The following is a 21,471-nucleotide window of genomic DNA, read 5'->3' on the forward strand; positions in this document are numbered from 1 at the left end:
GATAATTTCTTGTAACGCCGCGACCTTGCCCCTATCTTAAAACAATGCAGTCGATACGGATACCGCCATGCCCAAGTTAAATCTCGCAACCGATACAGATAACGGGTCATGCGTCTGGTCAGAGCTAAAACGCGAAGCGGCGACCTATGCGACCAAAGAACCTGCGCTGTCCTCACTGCTGCATGCAACAATATTAGAGCAGGAAAGCCTCGGCGGGGCGCTGGTTAACCACCTGTCTGAAAAACTCGCGACGACGGAATTTTCAACGCTAAAAACGCGCCGTGTCTTGGCCGAAGCTATTGAGAGCGACCCCCGCATCGTAGAACAAGCCGCCAAAGACTTAATGGCGGTGTTTGAACGCGATCCGGCGTGTCATTCACATCTACAAGCCTTTATGTTTTTCAAAGGCTATATGGCCATACAAACCCACCGCTGCGCCCACGCGCTTTATAATGAAGGTCGTGATTTGCTCGCCTTTCATTTCCAAAACCGCGCGTCAGAGAAACTTGGTGTTGATATCAACCCCGCCGCCCGCATTGGTCACGGTATCATGCTGGACCACGCGACAGGCTTTGTCATGGGCGAAACGGCTGTTATTGGCAATGACTGCTCTATCCTGCAAGGTGTCACGCTCGGCGGGACTGGCAAGTCAGATGAAGACCGCCACCCCAAAATTGGTGACCGTGTCCTTATCGGCGCTGGCGCATCTGTGCTTGGTAATATCAAAATTGGTGACGGCGCGAAGGTTGCGGCAGGCTCTGTTGTTCTAAAGGCTGTCGAGGACAATTGCACCGTTGCGGGCGTTCCCGCCAAACCTGTCGGCGGCCCCTGTTGCGGCAATCCCGCCAGCAGCATGGATCAAAACTTTTAATATCATTATAATTCACGTCAGGAGAGACCCATGACACCCGAACAAATCACATCAGTGCGTAACTATCTTTGTGCGCGCTTTGGCACGGAAGCCATCACAATCAAGCCCCGCAAAGTCCAAGACAGTGTCGAGGTTTACCTCAATGATGAAATCCTCGGCCTTTTGTATATCGACGATGAAGATCCCGATGATATTTCTTATGATTTAAATATCTCCATCATTGCCCAAGACCTAGAGGGTTAGCATGGCTGTCTACGCGCTCGACGGAACCACGCCCAAAATGGCCGATGATTGTTGGGTCGCGGATAGCGCCTCTGTGGTCGGTAATGTCGATATGGCGGCGGGCAGTTCCGTCTGGTTCGGCGCGGTGGTGCGCGGCGATAATGAGACGATTGTCATCGGCAAAAACAGCAACATCCAAGATAATTCCGTTTTGCACTCGGACCCCGGTACTCCGCTGAACATCGGCGAAGGGGTGACCGTGGGTCACCGCGTGATGCTTCACGGCTGCACAATTGGCAATAATAGCCTTATCGGGATTGGTGCGACTATCCTAAACGGTGCGGTCATTGGTGATAACTGCATCATTGGCGCGCATGCGCTGATTACCGAAGGCAAAGTCATCCCTGACGGTTCCATGGTCATGGGCGCGCCCGGCAAGGTCGTCAAAGAGCTTAATGACGCGCAAATCGCCATGCTCGGCATGAGCGCCGACATCTACGTCAAAAACGCCCAGCGCTTTAAGGCGGGGTTGAAGAAGGTCGATTAGGGAGACCCCCTCACAAATCCGGGTTTTGATCTTTTGTCAACGCTACGCCTGGCGCTCTTGCCTTTAACGTTCCCCGTCGTTTCCAGCGTTCTTGCGCAGCGATAAACAAGATTGTTGTGGCCAGTGCCAGCGTCACGCTATTGGCGGCGATAAGGGGTAGCGCGCCTTGCTTAATGCCGTAGACGAGCCACAGCGCGACACCTGTGACGAACATCGAATACATTAAAAGCGAAATGCCGCCCGTGCGCCGTGTCCGTATCACAAGGACCGCTTGCGGGACAAAAGACGCGCTGGTCAGAAAAGCGGCGGCGTAGCCGATAAGGTCGATAGGGGTCATAATGGTGGCTCACATCTTGGATTATATTCTTAGGGTTTTCACCCGATTGCCTATTGTTTTTTAACTGTGATAAATTGTGTGCGGGCGCAAGGTTAAGATAAATCCGCCTGTGTGCCCAGATAGGGGCGCATTATGGATATTTGTGACGAAATTAATTCAGGATATAAAAACTTCGCATTACGGGCGATTGATCTTTGTACGATTGCTTATGACGATAAAAATGCAATTAAGGCAAAGGTCAAATCCAATACAGGCTTTGACGTGGTTTGGGGACCTAATGTTTTATACGACGCTGTTGGCATTGCTTATTCGGCCATGTTTGTGGCCAAAGACCCCGCAACCAACCACCTTTACCTCGTTATCCGGGGCACGGATATGTATAGTCTGTATTCTTGGCTCGAAGAGGATTTCGATGTCGGCAAGGGTGAGAACCTCTTTAAAATGCCGGGTATAAATTCGCATTTCGTGCCTAATATTCCAATTGCCAAAGGCACGCATCGGGGGCTGAAAGAGCTGTTATCAATGACGGATGACACGACGGGGCGAACCCTTGTGAGGTTTTTGCAAAACCAAAACTATCCGCTTTTATATATCATGGGGCATAGCCTTGGCGGGACGCTGACACCCGCAATGATGCTTTATTTGAACTATGTCCTGAACAAGGGCGCGGTTATTACCAATATGATACCTTTCACCTTTGCAGGGTTAAGTCCGGGCGGCCATGTTTTCAATTATTACTTCAATCACCGCTTCACGAGGGCAGTTAACTGGCGCGTGCACAATACGCTCGATATCGCGCCTTTTATGTGGGGCTCACGCGCTTATGTATTTGATGTATATGAGCCTTGGAATCTGAAATTGTGGGATTGGACTTTGGATAAAGGCCTGATTGAGCACTATTTCGATGAGGCGGCCAATTCGGGTTTGCGCTATGGTCAAGCACAAGCAGGACAGGCGCTACCGGGCGTGTTCGACCAAAGCGTCGTGGATGATAACCTTTGGCCCGCACAAGCCGCCCATCAGCACGGCACAAAGACCTATAAGATGCTTATTCAGAAATGGTTATAGGACAATGGCGATTAGAAATCTGAAATAAGGGCGGCGTAATGTCCTGCGTTATCATAAAACATTCACTTGCTTTGTGGGACGTGCGCGCCCATATGACAGCTATCGATTACGGCCAGACGACCCGGCTCGCAGCTTATACTGCCACTCTGAGTATTATACCCTTGATCGACTACCGCCCTATTCGCGTTGAATGGGGTACAATTGACGTGAAAGGAAAATACCATGTCAGATATGAAAACAGGAACAGTTAAGTTCTTTAATTCCACAAAAGGCTTCGGCTTTATTCAACCAGATGCCGGTGGCGACGATGTGTTTGTACACATTTCTGCGCTACAACGCGGTGGCCTACAAGGCTTGAACGAAGGTGACAAAGTCTCTTTCGACACAGCCGTGAATGAGCGCACTGGTAAAACAGCCGTTGAAAACATCAACATGGCTGACTAGTCAGCTTTGCTGATGGGGCTGATTTATCAGCGCCTTGACTTAGAAAACCCGTCCTCTTTGGGGGCGGGTTTTTTGTGACCTAAAGGTCTATGACTAGCTCTCTTGACCGTCCAGTACCTCTAATCGCGTCGCCGTATCGAGCCATATCATCGGGCCATTGGTCAACTCGACCCAGCCGCGCACCCGTACCCGCGCGCCTTCTAAAGATAACGGATCAAGGCCTTCTTTGGCAAAGCGCTTTCTGTTTCGTTTGGCAATCGCGACCGTGAAATCGGTTTTGTAATCGGCGCCAAAGTTTAAATAGATACGCCCGCGCACATCGGCGACGGATGTTACAATGCCCTCTATTATTTGAAAGCTGTCCACGTCTTGGGCGAGTGCGTTGGGGTCGGGGCTGCGGACTTTGTAATAATCCAGCGCCCAGATGCCGCGGTTACTCGCGCGTGCATCACGCTCGGCCTTATATAAAATATCTGAGTTTTGATAGGTGTCAGGCCATGTATAAACACGGGCTAGCCCGCGCTTTATCATTTCCTCTTGCACCCACAAATCCCGCTCGCCCGTGGGGGTCAGCGTAAAAATCTGCGCCAGCGCGCGGCCGTAACGGTCGCGCTGCTCCCCGCCGTAATAAAGCTGAACGCGCCTATTTTGTGTAAGTTGGGTGAGGGCGGCCTTTGCGTCTTCGCCTAAGGGCCAGGCCTTAAACCCCTTTCGCCCCAGCGGTAATTTTGGGGCCTGTATCGCCGATAGGCGAACTTTCAAACCATTGGCTAAAAACAATGTGTCACCGTCTACAACGGAACTCATCATGCCAATTTCACCCGCGATTAGCGGCGGTGTCTTCATCGCCGTGCCAGCCGCGCCAATAAACAAAGCCCCCGCAAGTGCCGCCATGCGCCGCGCCCATCGTCCTGAAAAACGAGCAATCTTTAGCTTTGATAAGGGTGGCGTTGCGCTCATAGGGGTTAAACTGCACTAAAATCACGCCAAGGTCGAGTCGCCCCCCATCCAGACCCGTCCGGAGCCTTGTCGCCTCATACTCGCAACGCTAAGATAAACCGTGGTCCCGTAGCTCAGTCGGATAGAGCAACAGATTCCTAATCTGTAGGCCGGTGGTTCGAATCCACCCGGGGCCGCCAGCTAAAACTCTCTGGCGGCCACAGGTAATCTTTTTAAATCAGGCGATTAGTCCTCTTTTTGGAACTCTATCTCTAGCATCAAATCAACATCCGCACCTGTTGCTAGGTATTTATCCATACCAAAATCGGCGCGCTGTAATGTGCCCGTGGCGGAAATGCCAAACATTGGTTTTTTGGAGCGAAAATGTTCGCCAACTTTGTTTAATTTTACGTCCAAGGTGACGGGATGGGTGACGCCTTTGATAGTCAAGTCACCTGTCAACGTTCCATTGCCCAAAATGGACTGGGCGACATCTGTGCTTTTGAAAGTGATAGTCGGATGGTTCGCGGCATCAAACCAATCTTCGGACATAAGGTGGTCGTTCCAAATATCAGACCCGCCGTCGATAGAGGCCGCATCAATCGTCACGTCCACAGAGGAGCTTTCAGGGCTATCCGCGTTTAAATTAACGGTTGCGTCAAATTTATCCCACATCAAAATCGGCTTTGAATAGCCTTGGTGGACATAAGAAAACGCGACATAGGCATGAGTGTTTTCAGACTTGTAAATACCTGCGGGAAGCGTTGAAATATCCGGGCCGGGGGTGACCGCATCAGCAGCCTTGGACGCCATATCGCTGGCGACATTTGTGGCTTTATCAGCGGCGTTTTTCGTAGCGTCAGCGGCGGCGTCCACTTGTGCCCCGCAAGCGCTGAGTAGGGCAATAGTGGCGATAGACGGAATAATCGTAGCGAGTTTCATGAGGGAGGCTCCTTTTTAAGATGTCTTATTGAAACTATATACGCACGACTTGACAAAGAGTCGCATAGCAATGTCGTGATAATGGTATCGTTCGTTGTTCCGACTAACGCTTTAGACGCGTAGACAGGATAACACTGCTGACGGTGCGCTCCACGCCCTCAATCGCGATGATGGTATCAATCACGCGGTCAAGCTCTGTCACCGACATGGCGGCGACTTCAACGATAAGGTCATAAGGGCCTGATACTGAATAAATTGAACGTACAGAATCGAGTGCTTTCATTGCTTTAATAATGGCGTCAGTGGCGCGCGGCTCGACGGTGATGGTGACATGGGCTTTAATCTCTTGGTCCAGATATTCAGAGGTCAGTTGCACCGTATAGCCCGCGATAACCCCTTCAGTCTCGAGCCGTTCTAGCCGTTTTTGCAGGGTTGATCGCGACACGCCGAGTGTCTTGGCAAGGTCGGTCGTCGTGGCCCGTGCATTACCGCGAAGCGCGCCGAGCAATTGTTGGTCTTTAAATGTCAGGCGCATGTCGGCTCGCTTTCATAACACTATGTCGATAAAAGACATCATTTCGCCTAAAAATATACACGATTTTGCGCATAATGTCACTGCCCGAAGCAGAAAAACTCTGTCATTCTGGTGCGAATAAGGGCTTTAGATAGGCCGTAAAAGGGGTCAGAGCACATGACAAAACACGGCGAGATTGACCAAGCCTATCTTATCCGTCCCGTGGCGATGGATGATTTGGACGCTTTGCTCGCTTTGATATTGTGTTCATCGGGTGGCCTGTCGAGCCTGCAACCGCGCAAAGATTTTCTGAAGAAATATATCAAAGGCTCAATCGATAGCTTTGCAGGTATATTGCCGATTGAATCCCCGCATAAATATCTCATGGTTATGATTGACGTGGCGCATGACCGGCTCATAGGCTGTGCGGCTGTTAAAACCCAAATTGGCCAAGATAGCCCCTTTATCAATTTTGATTTATTCGGTGACGGCGAGAGCCAAGTGTTGAAGGCGTCATCACGCTTTACAGGCGCAACCGAAGTCGGTTCTCTGTTTTTACATCCTGATTACCGCGATAGTGGTTTAGGGCGTTACCTGACCAAGGTGCGGTATCTGCTTATGGCGCATGAGCCGTGGCGCTTTGGCGAAACGGTTGTGGCAGAACTACGCGGTATTTGCGGCACAGAGGGCAGCCCGCTTTATGATCATCTCTTTGCCTATAAGCTTGATAAAACTTTCCTAGAGGCGGACGCAGAATATTTTGACCGTAATCCCGACACACTCGGCGAGATTGTGCCGCTGGGCGCGGTCAGTGTTTATAATATGCCCGTGGGTGTAAAAGCGTCGCTTGGCCAACCCCACCCCAGCGGTATTGGGGCGATGCGCCTCTTGCAAAGCGAAGGGTTTATTTTCTCTGGCACGGTGGACCTGTTTGACGGGGGGCCGATTATGGCGGCCCACCGCGATACAATCCGCACGATTATGGCGTCTAAGACAGAGCAAATCGTCGGCGCAACCGATGCGATTAACGCGCGCACGGCCCTGATTACCGCGGGGTCAGTGTCTGATTTTCGGGCCGTTGTTGCCCCTGCGGCGGCCTTGGAAACAGGTCTGTTCATTGCGCCTTATGCGTTGCCTGTCCTGGACGCAGAGGTTGGCGATACCGTGACCTATTGGCAGGGCGAACCGCCGCGCCGCAAAGCGCAAAACACGCCCAGCCCTGTGCAGGCACAAGTCAATACCAAGGCCAAGGCGTAAGCGCCTAAACGAGAGATAGCTATGTTTGACCGCGCCAAAGCCATTGATGAGGCCTTTATCGCCGCCTTGGAAACGGGGACATTACCCGCTGTCGGGGTCGCCCCCGATATGAGTGACGCTATGCTTGCCGATGTGCTGGATACGCAGATTATGAACCGTCACCTTGATTTGATGGCGCGCCGCACAAAAGGGCAGACCTTTTATTCTATCGGCAGTTCGGGCCATGACGGAACGCTGGCGCTGGCACTGGCGTCGCGTAATTCTGATATGGCGTTTTTGCATTACCGCGACGCTGCCTTTTGTATTCAGCGCCGCAAAGCGGTCACGGGGTCTACCCCGCTTTATGATATGATATTGTCCTTTGCGGCCAGCTCTGATGATCCCGTATCGGGCGGACGCCACAAGGTGCTGGGTGGGCTGGATATTATGACGCCGCCACAAACCAGCACAATTGCGTCCCATCTGCCCAAAGCCGTTGGCGCGGCGCATAGCCTTTGTTTAGGGCAGGGCGATATGCCGTCTGATAGCGTCATACTCTGCACATTTGGGGATGCGTCTTCTAATCACTCGACGGCGCAAGGCGCGATAAATGCGGCGGCTTGGGCCGCTTACCAAGGCTCTCCCATGCCGCTTGTTTTTGTCTGTGAAGATAATGACATTGGCATTTCTGTGCGCACGCCAAAGGGATGGATTGCGGCTAATTATTCGCGCCGTCCCGGGCTGCATTATATTGCGTGTGACGGGACCGATATTGCGGACGCTATGCGCGGCGCAAAGGCGGCGGTCAATTATGCGCGTGCGCGGCGACGGCCTGTGTTCCTTCATATGAAAACTGTGCGCCTGATGGGTCATGCGGGCGCGGATATTGAAGCCAAATATACATCACTGCCCGACATAGAAACCCGCGAAGCGGGGGATCCGTTGCTTAAAACGGCGGCCCATGTCGTGAAGTCTGGCATAATGAGCACCAAAGACATGCTAGGGGCCTATCACGCTATGCGCGCCCGTATTGACCGTGTCGCGGCCGATGTTTTCACGCGGCCAAAGTTGGAGACAGCGGAGGCCATTATGGCCCCGATTGCGGACGGCGTTCACAAACCGATGCCAGACCTCCCGTCCAAAGACGCGCTTGCGAGCATTGGACTAAACCGCGACGGGCGGCAAATTCCGCTTAATAAGATGCTCAATAAAACCTTGGCCGAGGTCATGCTGACCTATGATAAGGCCTTCGTCTTTGGCGAAGATGTGGCGCGCAAGGGCGGTGTTTACGGGGTCACGCTTGATCTACTGAAGACCTTTGGCGCGAAACGCGTGCAGGACACGCTTTTGGATGAACAAACCATCCTTGGTATGGCGATTGGTGCCGCGCAAAACGGCTTTCTGCCTATCCCCGAAATTCAGTTTCTGGCCTATCTCCATAATGCTGAAGATCAAATCAGAGGGGAGGCGGCGACCCTGTCGTTTTTCTCCAACGGACAATTCACGAACCCTATGGTTATTCGCATCGCGGGGCTGGGCTACCAACGCGGCTTTGGCGGGCATTTCCATAATGATAATAGTGTGACGGTACTGCGTGATATTCCCGGGCTGATTGTGGCCTGTCCAAGTGGTGCCGATGACGCGCGTAAAATGCTGCGAGAGGTTACGCGCCTTGCTCATGTTGAGCGGCGCGTTTGTGTCTTTCTGGAACCCATTGCGCTTTACGGCACGACCGATATTCATGACGGCGACAAAGCGTGGACAGGCACATATGTGCCGCCCCACGATGATGAGGTCATCAAATTTGGCGAAGTCGGCCAATACGGCGAGGGGACAGAGCTTGCCATCCTAACCTATGGCAATGGCTATTATTTGTCACGACAAGCGGACAAAGACTTGGGAATGAAAACACGCATTATTGATATCCGCTGGCTTGCGCCGCTGCCGATGAACGCGATTTTGCAGGCTGTTAAACTTTGCAAACATATCCTCATCGTTGATGAATGCCGTCGTTCGGGTAGTCTATCAGAAGAAATAATGGCGCAATTAATTGAGCACGGTATCACCGCACCCATGGCGCGTGTGACAGGCCATGATAGCTTTATCCCGCTGGGCAATGCAGCCTATGCTGTGATGCCGTCGGTTGATGATATTAAAGCCGCAGCGGAGGCGCTTTGTGGGACATAAAAAACAAACAGCTGTCATTATTTGTCCGGGTCGCGGAACCTATAATGCGGATGAAATTGGCTATCTAAGCCGCTATCATTCAGACAAAGCGGCCTTCATTGATATGATAGACCGCGTGCGCGCTGATGCTGGGCAAGAGGCGATTTCAAAGCTTGACGCTATGGCCAAGTTCTCGCCCTCCACTCACGGCACGGGTGATAATGCATCACTCTTGATTTATGCCTGCGCGCTGGCTGATTATTTCAGTATTAACAGAGACTTATACGACATTGTTGGTGTGACTGGTAATAGCATGGGTTGGTATTTATCGCTGGCTGTTTCAGGTGCAATATCACTGGAAGACGGCGCGCGATTGGTCAATGGTATGGGCCGTATTATGACGGAGCACGGCCAAGGTGGACAGGTTGTTTACAGTGTCGTTGATGATGATTGGCGGCCCGATAGATCTAAGCAAAAACACGTCGATGACGCGCTGTCGATGATTGGCGATGTGTCGATTGAAACCTCTATCCATCTGGGTGGTATGCATGTTTTTGCAGGCGGTGATCGCGGGATAAAACATTTGCTATCATCGCTGCCGCGCGGCGGAAACTTTCCCTTTCAACTCCGCGGGCATAGCGCCTTTCACAGCTCTAAACTCGACCATATTATCCCCATGGCTCAAGACACATTCAGCCGTGACTTATTTAAGTCTCCGCGCTTTCCAATGATTGACGGGCAGGGCAATATTTGGGCACTACACAGCACAGATATTGACGCGCTTTATAATTACACATTAGGCGCGCAAATTAATTCGACCTATGATTTTTCGCGCGCCGTGCAAAACGCCGCCCATGAATTTGCGCCTGATGTTTTCATCGTGCTTGGCCCTGGCGGCACTATGGGTGCCCCTGTTGCGCAAAGCTTGATTGCTAAGAATTGGCGCGGGCTGTCTGGCAAAACTGATTTTCAGAACCGTCAAAAAGACGCACCCATAATTCTGTCTATGGGTCGCGAAGAAAACCGCAATCTGGTAATAACATCCTAAAAGGAGCCCCGCATGGCCGTCACACATTTACATAACGATACATCAGAGCCCCTAACACATCGTTGGGAAGATCCGCTGTTTCTTGAAGAGCAATTGACCGAGGAAGAGCGCATGATCCGCGACATGGCGCGCGCCTATTGCACGGATAAGCTCATGCCGCGCGTTATTTCGGCGAACCGCGAAGAACGCTTTGACCGTGAGATTTTCACGGAAATGGGCGAGCTTGGCTTGCTGGGCGCGATGGTTGACGAGCAATACGGCGGTATTGGTGCTTCTCATGTGGTTTACGGTCTTGTCGCGCGCGAGGTTGAACGTGTGGATAGCGGTTACCGCTCTATGATGTCCGTGCAAAGCTCGCTCGTGATGTACCCGATTGAGGCTTTTGGCTCTGATGAGCAGAAGACAAAATACCTGCCGAAACTGGCCACGGGAGAGCATATCGGTTGTTTTGGCCTTACGGAAACGGACGGCGGATCTGATCCGGGCGCGATGCGCACCAATGCTGTTGCGGCACCGGGCGGTTATATCCTGAACGGCAGCAAGATGTGGATTACCAACTCCCCTGTTGCGGATATTGCCGTGGTTTGGGCCAAATTGGACGGGGCCATTCGTGGTTTCATCATTGAAAAGGGTATGAAGGGTTTCACCGCGCCAGAGATCAAAGGCAAGCAGAGCCTGCGCGCATCGATTACGGGCGAGCTAGCTTTCGATGATTGTTTTGTGCCCGAAGAAAACCTTTTGCCGAATGTCAAAGGCCTGCGCGGACCGTTCTCATGCCTAAACAAGGCTCGCTACGGGATTAGCTGGGGCGCGATGGGCGCGGCAGAATTTTGCTGGCACGCCGCGCGCGATTACGCCATGGAACGCATTGTTTTTGGCAAACCGATTGCGGCGACGCAGCTGGTGCAGAAAAAACTGGCCGATATGCAAACCGAAATCACGCTGGGCCTTCACGGCTCTCTCGCGCTGGGTCGTGCGCTGGATCAGGGCGCCTATAGTCCAGAGAGTATCTCTCTCATGAAGCGTAATAATTGCGGCAAAGCGCTCGATATTGCCCGTGTTGCGCGTGATATTCACGGCGGTAACGGCATTTCAGAGGAATATCACGTGTTGCGCCACGCCATGAATTTGGAAACGGTCAACACTTATGAAGGCACCCATGATATTCACGCCTTGATATTGGGTCGTGCCCAAACAGGTATTCAAGCGTTTTTTTAGAGCTGTATTTCACGCCGCTTTTGATTTCAGATTTATTAACAATTGCTGTTAGGGTAAGAGCATGATTCGGATTGTGCCCCTTTTCGCTGCGGTTGCGGCTCTGTCCACTTTGGCGTCCTGCGCGCAAAGGCCTGGCGGTGTATATCAACCGCAGTTTCAGCCCCGCGCTGGCCAAGGCCAATATGTGCGCCCTGAATGGCAACGCCCCGCACCAACGCCTGTTATTCCGCCCGTGGATGCGTGCCGGTCTCGGCTTTACGCAGGGTTGTTGGGGCAGCATGAAGGCGCGATTTACATTCCGGGACTACCGGGACGGAAACGTATCCTAAAGCCCGCTACGTTAGAGGATTCCGATATAGAGCAGGTTATCGGGATTGACCCCGATCCGTTTCTGGTTGAAGTGCGCGATTATCTGCCCGACCAAAGCCTATACGCGCCCGCCATTCGCACCATAAGCGACCGATTATCACTGGGCCCAGAGTTTGAAGACCGCTTGACGATAGAGCTTGATATTGACGGCTACGTCCAAGACATACGCTGCGCTTAAGCGGTTTTGCGCTTCGGTGTTATAAGGCTGCGTTCTGCAAAACGGTTATCCGTCATCACCCGCAACAGCTTGATAAATTCACTTTGTTTCTCAATCGTTTTGCATATGGGCCAGATGGCTTTGCGGTGGGACTTTGACAATATTGGTCCGTAATGAGCGATGATTTGTTCAGGGGATAGACGCCGCGAGGACAGAGCCAAGACGGTTGCAAATAATAACCGCTCTTTGGCTCTGTCACACGGGGGACGTTTCAAGCTAAACCCAGCTTTGGGCCGCGTATCTTGAGGCTTAATCAAAGCAATGTTTGCCAGACCTTGCCCCATATGACAGGTCACAACATCCAACAGTAAGGGCAAATTTTCTTTTTGAAACTCTCGCGGAGCTTCTGCCGCAAAGAGCTTTAATTGTGCGAGTTTGGGCACAATATGACCCAGTAAATAGCCAGGCCTATGGCATTCCCGCGGGTCATAATAAAAGATAGGGCGACCCATTTTATCGATATGATAGCTTGGCAATGGGGCATTTTGCGCTTCGTTAGCCCGTAATGTGTTGTGCGGTGTAATTGCGTATTGGCCAGCGAGCACGGCGTCAGGCAATAATTGCACACGCCAACGCGTCATATTGGTTTGTATGAGGATGCGTTCGAACTCTCGCATCGCCCATTGGAACACGGGCGTTTCGTCATTGTCATCCCATGACGGCAATAAATTGTTCTTTTTCAAGAGGTTGGGCACTTGCGGTTTGACACACGGACCGTAGGTTTTGACGGACCACAACATCATATCCATGATAAGGTCGACGTTGACGTCACCCATCGGTGCACGGCTAAAAGGCTTGCTGAGCATAGTCTCATCCCACAATGAACGCGCAGCCCACGCGATTAAATCGTCTTTGTTAATCCAACCCTTCCGCTTTTTTTGTAGTCTCATAAGCCTCTAGGGCTTCGAGCCATTCCATTTCTAGCGTTTCAATCAACCTTTCATAATTTACCCGATTTTGGGAAAGGGTAACAGCTTTCTCAGTATTGTTGGTAAACAAATCGGAAACGGATAGCGCCTTATCAATTGCGGCTATCTTGCCTTTTAGGGTCTCTATTTTTGGCTCATAAGATTCTGATTTTTTGCGTAAAGGGGCGATGCGTTTTCGGGCGTCTGCCGCGTCTTTGCGGGTCTGTTGCGCCTTGGGCAGGGCTTTGTCTTTGGGCTTTTTCGACGCCCGCGCACGGTCAAGCTGCTCTTGGCGGTAATCTTCCAGCGATCCGTCAAAGGTCTCAACTGTCCCGCTGCGCACGACCCAAAGGCGGTCCACGACAGATTCGAGCAAATTACGGTCATGGGATATAATCAACACAGCTCCCGTATAGGCGTTGAGCGATTTAATCAGTTCCGCGCGGCTATCCATATCAAGGTGATTAGCAGGTTCATCCAGCACCAAAAGATGCGGTTGGTGGAAGCCGATGAGGGAGAATAAGAGCCGCGCTTTTTCCCCGCCTGATAAATCACCCGCCGCTGTTTCAGAGTTTTTTTGCCCCAGACCAAAACTGGCGAGCCGCGCGCGGCGCTGCGCCTCTGTTGCCTCTGGCATCAACTCGCGGATGTGGTCATAGGCGGACTCGGTTGGGTTCAGCGCGTCAATTTGATGCTGCGCAAAATAGCCGATTTCCATCTTTTTATGACGTTTTATAAAGCCCTCTTGGGCGTTTAAAATTCCCATAATACCTTTGGCGAATGTTGATTTTCCTTCGCCGTTCTTACCCAATAATCCTATGCGGTCATCAGGCGCGATACGCTGATTAAGCGACCGTAGCACGGCTTTGCCGGGTTCATATCCAAGCTGCGCATTATCAAACCGCACCATAGGCGGGGAGAGGTGACGCTCTGGGCCCGGCAAATCAATCGGTGCGATGGGGTCGGTGATTATGGTTGAAACGGGTGTCATCTTCGCCAGACGTTTAACGCGTGATTGGGCCTGTTTGGCTTTATTGGCTTGCGCGCGAAACCGCGTGACAAAGCTTTCAAGATGGCGGCGTTCATCATCTTGTTTGGCGCGCAGGGCCATGTTGAGGCGGATTTGTTCGGCCAATGCGCGCTCAAAACTGTCATAGCCCCCCGCATAGGCGAATAATTTTCCTTCGCGCAGATGGGCAATATGAGTAACGCCAGAGTTTAGGAAATCGCGGTCATGGGAGATGATGAAGCACGTACCAGGATAGGTCTTAATATGGGATTCCAACCAGACCGCGCCTTCGACATCCAAATAGTTTGTAGGTTCATCGAGCAGCAAAATATCGGGTTCGGCGAATAACATGGCGGCGAGGGCGACCCGCATACGCCAACCGCCCGAAAAATCAGAACATGGTTTTAGCTGCTCTTCGGGATTAAAGCCTAGACCCGTGAGGATGATCGCGGCGCGCGCCTCTGCGCTATAGGCATCAATATCGCCCAGACGTGTGTGGATATAGGCAATGCGGTGAGGGTCAGTCGCGGTTTCGGCCTCAGACAAAAGTGCGCTGCGTTCTTTGTCAGCCGCAAGCACAGTATCAATCAGGCTTTCCGGGCCGGACGGTACCTCTTGGTCAACTGCGCCCAACCGTGCGCCTTTCCGAATGGTGATAGAGTCGTCATGACCATCCACAGATGCCTTGATGAGGTTAAATAATGTCGACTTTCCCGTGCCGTTTCGCCCAACAAGCCCGACCTTTTGACCCTCACTTATGGCTAGCGTGGCCTGATCAAACAGGACACGGCCTTCGATGCGGTATGTCAGGTCATTAATATGCAACATGATTGGGTGGTATCACGGCTTGGCATTGGGTCAAGCCTCCGCTATAGCCGCCCGCAAGATTACTATTCCAAAGCCTTCATAGGAGTTTCCCATGGCTATCCAACGTACATTTTCAATCATTAAACCCGACGCCACAGCCCGCAACCTAACGGGGGCTGTTAACGCCAAAATCGAAGAAGCAGGCCTGCGCATCATCGCGCAAAAGCGCATCCAGATGAGCAAAGAGCAAGCGGGCGGTTTCTACGCTGTCCATAAAGAGCGTCCGTTCTACAACGACCTTGTTGACTTCATGGTCAGCGGTCCTGTTGTCGTCCAAGTCCTAGAGGGTGAAAATGCCATCGCGAAATACCGCGAAGTCATGGGTGCAACGAACCCAGCAGACGCTGATGCAGGCACAATTCGTGCTGAATTTGCGCAAAGCATTGACGCCAACACAGTTCACGGTTCAGACGCGCCAGAAACAGCAGCCGAAGAAATCCCGTTCTTCTTCTCTGATGACGAAATCGTCGGCTAATTTGCTGTACCGCTAATAACAAAAAGCCCGCTTAGGTGACTAAGCGGGCTTTTTTATTGAACATGCGCATGCGTTAGTTCGTGATGCGGATAACTTCTTCGACGATTTCTTCGCCGATAGTTTGGAACGCTTCGGTCAATTGCAGGGCATCTTCGGCGGGGACGAATGTACCACCACCGACTGTCGCGCAATATTCCATCACACCATAGGCGCGGTCACGCGTCGTCTCTGGTAATTTGATATGGTAGCCGTCATAAATGAAACCATTGGCTTCGCGGTAAGGCTCGAAGTAGCCATCGCGCTTATGATAATAACCAGCCTCTAGACCGTAAGCGATTGTATAAATAGTAGCACCTTGAGCTGCTAGAGTATCACATTCGTCTTTCGTCGTTTGGTCATGTGTCGATACATCATCACAGACCCATTTGGTTTCCGAGTTTGCTGGCACATCAACTTGAACCCAAGGGTAATAATTGTCCGGTTTGAAACGGCTTTCAGATTTATCGGAATATGTCCGTGACCGTCTCTGGCCTCTGCGATTGGTCCATGTTTCTGTATAGCTATATTCCCAATGCTTATGCGCGGGCTGCGACTCATTACGGCAATTGGTCGTGCCAGTCGGAGAATTCACCCCATCGGTCATAAGAATCACAAACTTTAGCGGCGTATTGTTGCCATTACGATTGTAGTGTGTTGTATTTTCTGTAGCCATTTTCTGACGAATTTCTTTCATCGCTTTGGAGGCATTGGTGCCGCCGCTGGCGTATAAACGGTCAATTTTGCCGTTGTTAGCCGTCGATAAAGTACCCCATTTCGCCGTATCAGAACGACTGCTCTCATAATTTTGCGTGTAGACATACATGCCTGTACGCAAAACCTGATTAGTTTCACCAGGAATATTGCCCAACTCGGCCATAAATGCCTTGAGAGATTTCTTTAGGCCTGTGACACGCGGCTCTGCGTCGGGCGTTGTTGATGTCGATGACGTTTCGTCGTCACTATCGTCTGTATCACGGCGATCATCCCACGCCATAGAGCCAGAACCGTCAACAGCCACAAAGACTGACGCGGGTGATTTATACCCTGTTTCAAGGAAAGCGACTTTTGACTGCTCTTTAAAAACAAGCTCTGTGCGACCCAAAATACGCAGGAAAGCTGGTGATGTCTTGCCTTCGACAGTCGCCGTCGCAAAGCCATTTGTAAAGTCATATTCGACCTTCACCTTTGGCGCGCCAGGCAAATTAGAGCTGTGCACAGATTTTGAAAATTTGTGACCTTCACCGCGCGCATCGTAATAGACTTTATCCATATAGCCTTCTGTATTGCTTGCTGGGGCGCGGTCGTGTTTGGCCACGAACACAGCAGCGGTCAGTGCCGCTGAATCAGCTACGTTTTGCGCTTTGTGATTGGCGTTACTGACCATCGCAAGGTCATAGCTGGCCCCGATAGCCATAATGATCGTGAGCAATGATACGGAATAGGCAATTGCCATCGTTCCGCCTTCGTCGTCGCGATAGCGTGTTGTCAACGCCTTGATTTTATCAAAATTAGTCATTGTGTTATCCCTAGATACTGTTCCCACATTGGAGTTCTTGTATCGTCTGGGAATGAAAAAGGTCTTAGACTTTGATGTTAACAAACCCTTACCGAGGGCTATGGTTAATTTTTTATGTCTCGTGCGACCTGCGCCAAAGCCTTTGGGTAGAGAGCCAACTCAAGAGGAAGAAGACGGTCTGCAAGGCTCTCTGCTGTATCGCGATGGTCGATAGGAATGGACATTTGCTTAATAACCGCGCCGCCGTCTAGCTCTGCACTTACCCAATGCACAGAGCAGCCATGTTCGCGATCACCGGCGTCCAACGCCCGGGCATGGGTGTTCAGCCCCTTATATTTGGGCAATAGCGACGGGTGGATATTTATAATGCGGCCTTCCCAGCGGTTAATAAACCACGGCGTTAAGACGCGCATAAAGCCCGCGCAGCATATCAGCTCGATCTTGGCGTCACTCAGGGCTTTATCCAGTTCAGCTTCAAAAGCTTCGCGGGTCGCATAGGCTTTATGGTCAATCGATATCGCCGTTACGCCCAGCTCTTGCGCGCGGCCTAGACCCTTTGCTTTTGGACGGTTGGATATAACAAGGGCAATATCGGCTGGGTAGTTCGGGTCTTGTGCGGCCGTCACAAGCGCGACCATATTAGACCCGCGCCCTGATATTAAGACGGCCGTTTTCACGCGTTCATTGGGCTTTGCCATTACGCGGCCTTTAGCGACCCAATAACCCACGCCGTCTCGCCGCTGGTTTGCAAGGCATTTATAACCGCGTCTTCATCACCGCGCGGAACACATAACACCATGCCAACGCCGCAGTTAAAGGCGCGGCGCATCTCTGCTTCCGCTATGCCGCCAACATCTTGCAACCATTTGAAAACGGCGGGCCGATCAAAGCTATCGAAATCAATGTCTGGGACCAAGTGGTCTGGTAACATACGCGGTGTATTTTCAGTCAAGCCGCCGCCCGTGATATGGGCGAGGCCTTTGACCTGACCTTCGCGCAATAATGGCAGGACAGATTTGACGTAAAGTTTTGTCGGGGTCAGCAGCGCTTCACCCAGGGTGTGCCCGTTCGCAAAAGGGGCAGGGTCATCCCATGACAAACCAGAGCGCTGCACAACTTTGCGGATAAGCGAATAACCATTGGAATGCGGCCCAGACGATCCCATAGCAATCAGCACGTCACCTTCGCCCATCGTCTCTAATCGTGGCAGCACCGCGTCACGTTCGACCGCGCCGACAACAAAACCCGCGAGGTCAAAATCATCGCCTTCATACATGCCTGGCATTTCTGCCGTTTCGCCGCCAATAAGCGCGCAGCCCGATTGCTTGCAACCCTCAGCGATACCTTTGATGACGGCCGCGCATTTATCGGTGTCCAGTTTTCCTGTGGCGAAATAATCAAGAAAGAACAGCGGTTCCGCGCCTTGGGCCAACACGTCGTTGACACACATGGCGACCAGATCAATCCCGACCGTGCCAAGGATACCGCTATCAATAGCAATACGCAGTTTTGTGCCGACACCGTCTGTGCCAGAAATTAGGATTGGGTCATTATAGCCGGCGGCTTTTAAATCAAAGGCACCGCCAAACCCGCCCAGCGCGGCGTCTGCGCCAGCGCGGCGTGTCGCCTTGGCAAAGGGCTTGATGCGGTCAATCAGGCGGTCACCTTTGTCGATGTCTACGCCTGCGTCAGCATAGCTCAGTCCTGTTGGTTTTTTATCCGTCACTGCGTTCTCCGCAAATCTGCCATTTTCATGCCTAATAGGGGGCGTAATGGCCTATAACCCGCAGGTGATGCAAGGGTGATTATTCACATCCGTAACCGTGCCTGCTATTTCGGCGCTAATGGTGCTTTTATTCACGACCAAAGCGGGCTAGGACAAGCTTATGACACGTATTGTATTTCTATTTATCGCTTCTTTGTTTTTTATATTCGCGGCTGATTCGGCCCAAGCGGCTGACCCATTCACTGTTGCGGCTGTGCGGGTTGATGCCACGGCTGACACTGCGATTGACGCGCAGTTAAAAGCCACAGAAGCGGGTCAGATACGCGCCGCGCAACTGCTTGTGGAGCGGTTGACGCTCCCGTCAGAGCGTGCAGCTAAAGGTCTGCCAGAGATTACAATCGATACAGCGCGCGCCATGATACGTGGCCAAAGCATTGGCAATGAGAAACGCTCATCGCGGCGTTATCTGGGCGATATCACGGTCGCCTTTAACCCGTCGCGTGTGCAGACCTTCCTCCGTGAAAATGGCTTTACGATGGTCGCAACCCAATCGCGTGACAGTCTTGTGCTGCCCATCTTGAATGGTGGTAGCCCATGGGCGGATAATGATTGGGTGAAAGCGTGGCAAGACGGCGCCTATGAACATGCCTTAACGCCTGTTAAATCTGTTGGTGCCAATGTAAACACATCAGGTCTTGTGACGGCCAGCCAAGCGCTGGGCGGTAATAAAGGCGCGCTGTCGCAAACGGCACGGCAATTTGAGTTGGCCCAAGTCCTTATCGCGCGGGCGTCGGGCGGGGCTGGCGGCGTTTCTGTGACGATTTCGGATTACGCCGTCGATACGGATCAATCCCGCTCTATCGGCACTGTGAACGCGGCTAACTTCACGGATGCAGCGCGGGCCACTGTTCAGCTTTTGGAAGATAATTGGAAAGAGGCCTCTGTTGTTCGCGCTGAAAACGCTAAAACTATGGTCGTGTCTGTTCTGTATAATAGTCTTGAGGATTGGATGACCTTGCAATCTGTCATCAACAATTCAGCCCAAATCCAAGACGCGCGTCTTGATGCGCTATCCAAGGATGGGGCGATGATGACGCTGACCTTTGGCGGAGATATGGATCGTTTGGCCAATGAGCTTGCTTTTAAAGGCGTTCAAATTAACACCGACCCTAAAATCGGCACCTATCTGGCGCGCAGTAATTTCCGTCTTTAGGTCAAAGGCATAGGTCTTTATGTCGTCCCCCAAAACCCCATCATTTAGCTCAGGGCGAAAATCTAGTCGTCAAATTCCGATGGACCTCGCGCCCACGCCTGACTATCGGTTTGATAATTTCGTTACTGGGCCGTCTAATCAAGACGGCTTTCGGCTTGTCAAAGGCTGGCAAGCTTGGCCCGCGCCTGTTTTACTTCTCCAAGGGCCAAAGGGCTCTGGCAAAACCCATTTAGGGCATGCTTGGGCGGCAGAGGGGCACGGCGGCGTCTTCATTGATGACGCGGAAACTCAAGACGCGCATATGGTTTTTGCCGCGATTAACAAAGCCCTCGCGGGGGAGGCCGGGCCATTGCTGCTTGCCTCCACACGGCCGCCGCATGAATGGCCCCATAGTTTACCTGACCTGCATTCGCGGATGAAAAACACCGCCGTTGCGAGCCTGTCAGACGCCGACGATGATGTGCTAGAAGGGATTATCCGAAAGCTTTTTGACGATACAGGGCGCAGCGTGTCGCGCGATCTTGTGGGTTACATTATCACCCGATCGCCCCGCTCTGTGCCTGCGCTACGGCACGGTATTTCCGAGCTTGATATGGCGGCACGCGCAGATAAAGCCGATATGACCAAGGCTTTTGCAGTGCGGTTTTTTAACGCCCAGCCTGATTTGTTCGATGATATCGACTAGAACGGAATTTGTTCGCCGTCCCATGCAAAGAGGTTGCCTGTATCCTTAGGGCTGACTTGATCGACGACCTTTAATAAATGCTCTGCGCTGAATTCGGGCGTGAATAATTTGCCCTCTGGCACATTGCCTTGGAACTGTTCTGATAGGGCTGTATCAACTGTGCCAGGATGTAGTCCGATAATCACCGCCTCTTTAAACCGCCGCCCATGCTCAATCGATAGGTTTTTTAGCACCATATTCAGCGCAGCCTTGGACGCGCGGTAAGCATACCAGCCGCCGAGGCGGTTATCCGATATACTGCCGACCCGCGCCGATAGGGCTGCGAAGACGGCCTTCTCGTCACGGCGCATAAGCGGCAGGAAATATTTTGCGGTCATGGCGGGGCCAACAACATTGGTTTTATAGCTGACCTCAAAGCCGTCATAGGATAGCGCACGCAAGTTCTTCTCTGGCGCAATGCCTTGGCCGTGTAGCAATCCCGTCGCGACAATCACAATGTCGAGCGGCCCGACTTCTTTTAGCGCCACAGCGGCGGCTTCTATGCTGGCTTCATCCGTGAAATCAAAGGTCAAATTTGCGACCTTAGGCGAGGGGTGAGAGCGGCCTTGGCGGGAGAGTGCATGAACGCGCGCCACTTTAGGGTCTGCAACACAAGCGTCGACCATGGCGGCGCCTATGCCGCCGCTGGCGCCGATAATGGCCACGCGTAAATCATCAGGGAAGCTTTTAAATAATGTCATGCTTTTTTCTCTCTTTTACACCGCACAGAGCAATAACGGACGTTGTCCCAGTCTCGTTCCCACTTCTTTCGCCATTCAAAAGGCCGCCCGCAGGCCGCGCATATTTTTGACGGAAGATTGGTTTTTTTATGGGCCATATCATCTTTACGACACGG

At 52.1% G+C, this 21,471-nt stretch carries 24 protein-coding genes and 1 tRNA gene; 14 read left to right on the forward strand and 11 right to left on the reverse strand.

Going from position 1 to position 21,471, the window contains the following annotated elements; translation table 11 throughout:
• Positions 1 to 67: 67 nt before the first annotated feature.
• The 3 genes from cysE to AB6B37_RS05010 are packed head-to-tail and all read left to right on the forward strand — an operon-like array spanning position 68 to position 1,640.
• Complete coding sequence (gene cysE / locus AB6B37_RS05000) at positions 68 to 871, forward strand: serine O-acetyltransferase (protein WP_371397797.1); 804 nt, start codon at positions 68 to 70, stop codon at positions 869 to 871.
• Between the two features lie 30 nt (positions 872 to 901).
• Positions 902 to 1,114, forward strand: coding sequence for a DUF3126 family protein (locus AB6B37_RS05005; RefSeq protein WP_371397798.1), 213 nt, complete (start codon positions 902 to 904; stop codon positions 1,112 to 1,114).
• Position 1,115: 1 nt separating this feature from the next.
• Entirely contained in the window at positions 1,116 to 1,640 is a 525-nt protein-coding gene (locus tag AB6B37_RS05010; protein ID WP_371397799.1) for a gamma carbonic anhydrase family protein, read from the forward strand.
• A gap of 10 nt (positions 1,641 to 1,650) precedes the next feature.
• On the opposite strand, the gene AB6B37_RS05015 is transcribed toward AB6B37_RS05010, so the two are convergent.
• Positions 1,651 to 1,977: a SemiSWEET family sugar transporter gene (locus AB6B37_RS05015; RefSeq protein ID WP_371397800.1), complete on the reverse strand. Its 327-nt coding sequence runs from the start codon at positions 1,975 to 1,977 to the stop codon at positions 1,651 to 1,653.
• Positions 1,978 to 2,109: 132 nt separating this feature from the next.
• Between AB6B37_RS05015 and AB6B37_RS05020 the strand changes: the two genes are divergently transcribed.
• Together AB6B37_RS05020 and AB6B37_RS05025 are read left to right on the forward strand one after the other, a co-directional pair.
• Positions 2,110 to 3,045 carry a hypothetical protein gene (locus tag AB6B37_RS05020; RefSeq protein ID WP_371397801.1) on the forward strand — a complete coding sequence of 312 codons (936 nt, stop codon included), beginning with the start codon at positions 2,110 to 2,112 and terminating at the stop codon, positions 3,043 to 3,045.
• Positions 3,046 to 3,276: 231 nt separating this feature from the next.
• Positions 3,277 to 3,489, forward strand: coding sequence for a cold-shock protein (locus AB6B37_RS05025; RefSeq protein WP_371398413.1), 213 nt, complete (start codon positions 3,277 to 3,279; stop codon positions 3,487 to 3,489).
• A 93-nt stretch (positions 3,490 to 3,582) separates the two neighbouring features.
• On the opposite strand, the gene AB6B37_RS05030 is transcribed toward AB6B37_RS05025, so the two are convergent.
• Positions 3,583 to 4,449, reverse strand: coding sequence for a thermonuclease family protein (locus AB6B37_RS05030; RefSeq protein WP_371397802.1), 867 nt, complete (start codon positions 4,447 to 4,449; stop codon positions 3,583 to 3,585).
• 102 nt (positions 4,450 to 4,551) lie between these two features.
• Between AB6B37_RS05030 and AB6B37_RS05035 the strand changes: the two genes are divergently transcribed.
• Positions 4,552 to 4,628 (forward strand) — tRNA-Arg (locus tag AB6B37_RS05035).
• Positions 4,629 to 4,674: 46 nt separating this feature from the next.
• On the opposite strand, the gene AB6B37_RS05040 is transcribed toward AB6B37_RS05035, so the two are convergent.
• Entirely contained in the window at positions 4,675 to 5,370 is a 696-nt protein-coding gene (locus AB6B37_RS05040; RefSeq protein WP_371397803.1) for a YceI family protein, read from the reverse strand.
• A 103-nt stretch (positions 5,371 to 5,473) separates the two neighbouring features.
• Positions 5,474 to 5,905, reverse strand: coding sequence for an Lrp/AsnC family transcriptional regulator (locus tag AB6B37_RS05045; RefSeq protein WP_371397804.1), 432 nt, complete (start codon positions 5,903 to 5,905; stop codon positions 5,474 to 5,476).
• 156 nt (positions 5,906 to 6,061) lie between these two features.
• Between AB6B37_RS05045 and AB6B37_RS05050 the strand changes: the two genes are divergently transcribed.
• The 5 genes from AB6B37_RS05050 to AB6B37_RS05070 all read left to right on the forward strand — a co-directional run bounded on the left by AB6B37_RS05050 (position 6,062) and on the right by AB6B37_RS05070 (position 12,099).
• The gene (locus AB6B37_RS05050) at positions 6,062 to 7,141 is read left to right on the forward strand and encodes an arginine N-succinyltransferase (RefSeq protein WP_371397805.1); all 1,080 of its coding nucleotides are present in this window, start codon (positions 6,062 to 6,064) and stop codon (positions 7,139 to 7,141) included.
• 21 nt (positions 7,142 to 7,162) lie between these two features.
• Complete coding sequence (locus AB6B37_RS05055; RefSeq protein ID WP_371397806.1) at positions 7,163 to 9,307, forward strand: thiamine pyrophosphate-dependent enzyme; 2,145 nt, start codon at positions 7,163 to 7,165, stop codon at positions 9,305 to 9,307.
• Complete coding sequence (locus tag AB6B37_RS05060) at positions 9,297 to 10,334, forward strand: ACP S-malonyltransferase (protein ID WP_371397807.1); 1,038 nt, start codon at positions 9,297 to 9,299, stop codon at positions 10,332 to 10,334. The genes AB6B37_RS05055 and AB6B37_RS05060 overlap by 11 nt, the downstream gene beginning before the upstream one ends.
• Positions 10,335 to 10,346: 12 nt before the next feature.
• A complete protein-coding gene (locus tag AB6B37_RS05065; protein ID WP_371397808.1) occupies positions 10,347 to 11,552 on the forward strand; it encodes an acyl-CoA dehydrogenase in 1,206 nt (401 codons plus the stop codon).
• A 61-nt stretch (positions 11,553 to 11,613) separates the two neighbouring features.
• On the forward strand, positions 11,614 to 12,099 hold the full coding sequence (locus AB6B37_RS05070; RefSeq protein WP_371397809.1) for a hypothetical protein: 486 nt from the start codon (positions 11,614 to 11,616) through the stop codon (positions 12,097 to 12,099).
• On the opposite strand, the gene AB6B37_RS05075 is transcribed toward AB6B37_RS05070, so the two are convergent.
• The gene (locus tag AB6B37_RS05075) at positions 12,096 to 12,944 is read right to left on the reverse strand and encodes a hypothetical protein (RefSeq protein WP_371397810.1); all 849 of its coding nucleotides are present in this window, start codon (positions 12,942 to 12,944) and stop codon (positions 12,096 to 12,098) included. The genes AB6B37_RS05070 and AB6B37_RS05075 overlap by 4 nt on opposite strands.
• Before the next feature lie 49 nt (positions 12,945 to 12,993).
• A complete protein-coding gene (locus AB6B37_RS05080; RefSeq protein ID WP_371397811.1) occupies positions 12,994 to 14,883 on the reverse strand; it encodes an ABC-F family ATP-binding cassette domain-containing protein in 1,890 nt (629 codons plus the stop codon).
• 91 nt (positions 14,884 to 14,974) lie between these two features.
• Between AB6B37_RS05080 and ndk the strand changes: the two genes are divergently transcribed.
• Complete coding sequence (gene ndk / locus AB6B37_RS05085; protein ID WP_371397812.1) at positions 14,975 to 15,397, forward strand: nucleoside-diphosphate kinase; 423 nt, start codon at positions 14,975 to 14,977, stop codon at positions 15,395 to 15,397.
• A gap of 73 nt (positions 15,398 to 15,470) precedes the next feature.
• On the opposite strand, the gene AB6B37_RS05090 is transcribed toward ndk, so the two are convergent.
• From AB6B37_RS05090 to purM, 3 genes are all read right to left on the reverse strand, one after another.
• Positions 15,471 to 16,952 (reverse strand): Tad domain-containing protein, encoded by a 1,482-nt coding sequence (locus tag AB6B37_RS05090; protein WP_371397813.1) that lies wholly within the window; start codon positions 16,950 to 16,952, stop codon positions 15,471 to 15,473.
• 104 nt (positions 16,953 to 17,056) lie between these two features.
• A complete protein-coding gene (purN, locus tag AB6B37_RS05095) occupies positions 17,057 to 17,650 on the reverse strand; it encodes a phosphoribosylglycinamide formyltransferase (protein ID WP_371397814.1) in 594 nt (197 codons plus the stop codon).
• Positions 17,650 to 18,678 (reverse strand): phosphoribosylformylglycinamidine cyclo-ligase, encoded by a 1,029-nt coding sequence (gene purM / locus AB6B37_RS05100; protein ID WP_371397815.1) that lies wholly within the window; start codon positions 18,676 to 18,678, stop codon positions 17,650 to 17,652. The genes purN and purM overlap by 1 nt, the downstream gene beginning before the upstream one ends.
• Positions 18,679 to 18,838: 160 nt before the next feature.
• Between purM and AB6B37_RS05105 the strand changes: the two genes are divergently transcribed.
• Positions 18,839 to 19,891, forward strand: coding sequence for a DUF2066 domain-containing protein (locus tag AB6B37_RS05105; RefSeq protein WP_371397816.1), 1,053 nt, complete (start codon positions 18,839 to 18,841; stop codon positions 19,889 to 19,891).
• Between the two features lie 19 nt (positions 19,892 to 19,910).
• Positions 19,911 to 20,576 (forward strand): hypothetical protein, encoded by a 666-nt coding sequence (locus AB6B37_RS05110; protein WP_371397817.1) that lies wholly within the window; start codon positions 19,911 to 19,913, stop codon positions 20,574 to 20,576.
• On the opposite strand, the gene AB6B37_RS05115 is transcribed toward AB6B37_RS05110, so the two are convergent.
• Together AB6B37_RS05115 and AB6B37_RS05120 are read right to left on the reverse strand one after the other, a co-directional pair.
• Complete coding sequence (locus AB6B37_RS05115; protein ID WP_371397818.1) at positions 20,573 to 21,316, reverse strand: SDR family NAD(P)-dependent oxidoreductase; 744 nt, start codon at positions 21,314 to 21,316, stop codon at positions 20,573 to 20,575. The two genes, AB6B37_RS05110 and AB6B37_RS05115, sit on opposite strands and share 4 nt — an antisense overlap.
• Complete coding sequence (locus AB6B37_RS05120) at positions 21,313 to 21,453, reverse strand: DUF2256 domain-containing protein (protein WP_371397819.1); 141 nt, start codon at positions 21,451 to 21,453, stop codon at positions 21,313 to 21,315. The genes AB6B37_RS05115 and AB6B37_RS05120 overlap by 4 nt, the downstream gene beginning before the upstream one ends.
• Positions 21,454 to 21,471: the final 18 nt, after the last annotated feature.

Origin of the sequence: Fretibacter rubidus, from assembly GCF_041429785.1 — a bacterium.
GTDB lineage: Bacteria > Pseudomonadota > Alphaproteobacteria > Caulobacterales > Maricaulaceae > Fretibacter > Fretibacter rubidus.

Bases quoted from the DNA above. Each gene is read 5' to 3' on its own strand.
- ndk (WP_371397812.1), top strand. From the start codon at position 14,975: ATGGCTATCCAACGTACATTTTCAATCATTAAACCCGACGCCACAGCC.
- AB6B37_RS05115 (WP_371397818.1), bottom strand. From the start codon at position 21,316: ATGACATTATTTAAAAGCTTCCCTGATGATTTACGCGTGGCCATTATC.
- purN (WP_371397814.1), bottom strand. From the start codon at position 17,650: ATGGCAAAGCCCAATGAACGCGTGAAAACGGCCGTCTTAATATCAGGG.
- AB6B37_RS05075 (WP_371397810.1), bottom strand. From the start codon at position 12,944: ATGCTCAGCAAGCCTTTTAGCCGTGCACCGATGGGTGACGTCAACGTC.
- AB6B37_RS05120 (WP_371397819.1), bottom strand. From the start codon at position 21,453: ATGGCCCATAAAAAAACCAATCTTCCGTCAAAAATATGCGCGGCCTGC.
- cysE (WP_371397797.1), top strand. From the start codon at position 68: ATGCCCAAGTTAAATCTCGCAACCGATACAGATAACGGGTCATGCGTC.
- AB6B37_RS05050 (WP_371397805.1), top strand. From the start codon at position 6,062: ATGACAAAACACGGCGAGATTGACCAAGCCTATCTTATCCGTCCCGTG.
- AB6B37_RS05025 (WP_371398413.1), top strand. From the start codon at position 3,277: ATGAAAACAGGAACAGTTAAGTTCTTTAATTCCACAAAAGGCTTCGGC.
- AB6B37_RS05055 (WP_371397806.1), top strand. From the start codon at position 7,163: ATGTTTGACCGCGCCAAAGCCATTGATGAGGCCTTTATCGCCGCCTTG.
- AB6B37_RS05010 (WP_371397799.1), top strand. From the start codon at position 1,116: ATGGCTGTCTACGCGCTCGACGGAACCACGCCCAAAATGGCCGATGAT.
- AB6B37_RS05105 (WP_371397816.1), top strand. From the start codon at position 18,839: ATGACACGTATTGTATTTCTATTTATCGCTTCTTTGTTTTTTATATTC.
- AB6B37_RS05015 (WP_371397800.1), bottom strand. From the start codon at position 1,977: ATGACCCCTATCGACCTTATCGGCTACGCCGCCGCTTTTCTGACCAGC.
- AB6B37_RS05065 (WP_371397808.1), top strand. From the start codon at position 10,347: ATGGCCGTCACACATTTACATAACGATACATCAGAGCCCCTAACACAT.
- AB6B37_RS05090 (WP_371397813.1), bottom strand. From the start codon at position 16,952: ATGACTAATTTTGATAAAATCAAGGCGTTGACAACACGCTATCGCGAC.
- AB6B37_RS05080 (WP_371397811.1), bottom strand. From the start codon at position 14,883: ATGTTGCATATTAATGACCTGACATACCGCATCGAAGGCCGTGTCCTG.
- AB6B37_RS05040 (WP_371397803.1), bottom strand. From the start codon at position 5,370: ATGAAACTCGCTACGATTATTCCGTCTATCGCCACTATTGCCCTACTC.
- AB6B37_RS05005 (WP_371397798.1), top strand. From the start codon at position 902: ATGACACCCGAACAAATCACATCAGTGCGTAACTATCTTTGTGCGCGC.
- AB6B37_RS05030 (WP_371397802.1), bottom strand. From the start codon at position 4,449: ATGAGCGCAACGCCACCCTTATCAAAGCTAAAGATTGCTCGTTTTTCA.
- AB6B37_RS05045 (WP_371397804.1), bottom strand. From the start codon at position 5,905: ATGCGCCTGACATTTAAAGACCAACAATTGCTCGGCGCGCTTCGCGGT.
- AB6B37_RS05110 (WP_371397817.1), top strand. From the start codon at position 19,911: ATGTCGTCCCCCAAAACCCCATCATTTAGCTCAGGGCGAAAATCTAGT.
- AB6B37_RS05020 (WP_371397801.1), top strand. From the start codon at position 2,110: ATGGATATTTGTGACGAAATTAATTCAGGATATAAAAACTTCGCATTA.
- AB6B37_RS05070 (WP_371397809.1), top strand. From the start codon at position 11,614: ATGATTCGGATTGTGCCCCTTTTCGCTGCGGTTGCGGCTCTGTCCACT.